The sequence below is a fragment of the Noviherbaspirillum malthae genome (assembly GCF_015352985.1).
In the GTDB taxonomy this organism is placed as follows: domain Bacteria; phylum Pseudomonadota; class Gammaproteobacteria; order Burkholderiales; family Burkholderiaceae_D; genus Noviherbaspirillum; species Noviherbaspirillum malthae.
On the sequence record NZ_JACYXF010000158.1, the window covers coordinates 1 to 2,460 of the forward strand.

3 protein-coding genes are annotated in these 2,460 nt (G+C 61.0%); all 3 read right to left on the bottom strand.

Annotation, left to right across the window (positions count from 1 at the left end):
• Positions 1-74: 74 nt before the first annotated feature.
• From tnpC to tnpA, 3 genes are read right to left on the bottom strand one after another with little or no spacing between them, the layout of a single operon-like run.
• Positions 75-1,652 (bottom strand): IS66 family transposase, encoded by a 1,578-nt coding sequence (gene tnpC / locus IGW03_RS37405; protein ID WP_194727448.1) that lies wholly within the window; start codon positions 1,650-1,652, stop codon positions 75-77.
• A 52-nt stretch (positions 1,653-1,704) separates the two neighbouring features.
• Positions 1,705-2,058: an IS66 family insertion sequence element accessory protein TnpB gene (tnpB, locus tag IGW03_RS37410; protein ID WP_194727449.1), complete on the bottom strand. Its 354-nt coding sequence runs from the start codon at positions 2,056-2,058 to the stop codon at positions 1,705-1,707.
• The gene (gene tnpA / locus IGW03_RS37415) at positions 2,046-2,378 is read right to left on the bottom strand and encodes an IS66 family insertion sequence element accessory protein TnpA (protein WP_194727450.1); all 333 of its coding nucleotides are present in this window, start codon (positions 2,376-2,378) and stop codon (positions 2,046-2,048) included. The genes tnpB and tnpA overlap by 13 nt, the downstream gene beginning before the upstream one ends.
• Positions 2,379-2,460: the final 82 nt, after the last annotated feature.

A 2,460-nucleotide genomic window follows, 5' to 3' on the forward strand; every position in this document is an offset into this window, starting at 1 on the left:
TGTAAGCGGTCCGTTAAACCCGTACTTGCCGGCGAGAGTTAAGACGAGTAAGGTAAATTGCAGTGATAGGGAGATCAATCCGGCAGGACGATTTTCCAGGGCAGCAGCGTCTCGATATCGTCCACGGTTTTCGCCTGCGGCAAGCGGGCAAACAGTTCGCACAGATAGCGATAGGGCTCGAGCCGATTGGCCTTGGCTGTTTCAATGAGCGAGTACAGATTTGCGCTGGCCTGGGCGCCGGCCACTGTATCGCTGAAGAGCCAGTTGCGTCTGCCCACAACGAAGGGGCGAATCGCATTCTCACAGGGGTTGTTGTCGATCGGGTATCGCCCATCCTCGATATAGCGCGTCAGCTTTGGCCATTGCCCGGAGAGGTAGTGCAGCGCGCGGCCCAGCAGGCTGCCGGGCACGACTGCATGCAGGTTCGCCAGCAGCAGCGTTTTGATGCGCTCCAGGATGGGCACACTGGTTTCCTGCCGCAGTCGCCAGCGTTCTTCCACTGTCTGCCTGGCCGGTTCGGCGTCGCGCCATTTCGCTTCGACGGCATACAGTTCGCCGATGGCGGCAATGAATTGCGTGGCCAAATGCTCGGGCGAGCGGCTGGCTTTAGGCACGGCGGTCTCGGCTTCGATGAAGGCGCGGCGCGCATGCGCCCAGCATCCCAGATGCACGAGGTTATATGCTCTTGCGACGGCGGCATAAGATTCATAGCCATCGGTGAGCAAGGCGCCACGGGCACCGTCATAGAGCGCCAGAGCCGTCTTCGCACTGCGCGAAGGCGCATAGGTGAACAGGCGGATCGGCGGACCCGTGCCACTCATCTGTGCCCACAGATAGGATTTGGTCCGTGCTGCCCGCCCCGGCTCCTTCAACACCTGCAGCTCGGTTTCATCGCCCAGGATCAGATCCGCATCCAGCAGATGGTCGCGCATGAGATTGATCACCGGCTGCACCGCCATGCCGGCACGCACGACATTGGCTGCCAGGGTATTGCGGCAGAAATGCCCGCCCAGGGGGCCGATCAAGGCCGCCTGCCGGTACAGCGGCAAGCCATCCTGGTATTTCGCGGTGATGATCCAGGCCAGCGCCTTCTCCGTCAGCAGCGAGCGCGGAATCAGCTTGATAGGGGCTGGTGCGATTGCCATGCCACCATCGCAGCAGGGACAGGCATACTTGACCCGCTCATGTCGGATGACGCGCACCTTCGCCGGCACGATGTCGAGCTGCTCCGTGGTCTCCACGCCGATTTCCACCAGCGGTGTGCCGTCATGCGGGCAGGTGCGTTCCGATGCCGGCAATTCATGGCGAATGACTTCGCGTTCCAGCGCCGGATCGAGCGGTTTGCGTCCGCGTTTATGCCGATTGTGCGCCGGCACGCTGATCTTCTCCCCGGGCGCGACTTCGCCTTTGTCGAGCAGTTCGGCTTCGTTGAAGAACAGATCGCGCTGATCGGCATGACGTGCTTCGCTCCTGGCAGCAAAGAGCTTATGCTCGAAGGCGGCAACGCGTTCGCGCAGCAGGTCGCGTTCGACCTTGACGACCTTGAGTTCGCCACTGACTGCATGTAACTGACCCTGCAATGCTGCCAGCTGCGCCTGCACGGCGGCAATGAGATCGGCATCGACAGAGGGCAGGATCGGCGGCTGGGACATGCCTGCCAGTATTCCATACCAGCAGCCGGTTAACAAGCCATGCCGCAAGCACTCAGCTGGCTTGCCGGTATTGCAGGGCGCGATGGCCGCGTAGCGCCGCCAGATCCACGCCGTCGAGCAGCCAGTGCAATTGCTCGGCGCTCAACGTCAGCACTGCTTCATCACTGCGCGGCCAGACGAAGCGCTCCTGCTGCAATCGCTTGGCGCACAGCCAGAAGCCATTGCGATGCCAGAACAATAATTTGATCCGGTCCCGCCGCTTGTTACTGAAGACGAAGCAGGCTGGCGCAAAAGGATCGAGCTTCAAGGCATGCTCGACGATGCCGCACAAGCCGTTGACGCCGGCGCGGAAATCGATGGGATCGCGATGCAGATAGACGCACAGGGACGGATTCAGCGCGAACATGGCAAGGCGGCCAAAGCATGCAGCCACGACGTCGTATCGGAAGCGTCAGTGCCTTGCCAATGGAGGATTACGCCATTAGGCAGCTCGGCGCGCAAGACAAGAGGCGACGACGCGACTTGCACGGCAATGAAGGGGGTGGTCGATGCCGTTGCATCGCCAGATACCGAATCGGCCCGAGAGCGTCTGCGCAGCTTCTTGCTGGCTGCGTACAGCGCATAATGGGAAAGGCCATGCGCTCTGGCATACTGCGCCAGCGCCATGCCTTGGCTGCGCGCTGCTTCAATGTGCACACGCCATTGTTCCAGACTCACCGTTGACATCCCGCTTCCTCCGTTTGATGAAAACGGGTAGCTTCTTGCATTCATGTTCTCGGCGCAAGGACGTGTTTGAAAGACCGCTTAC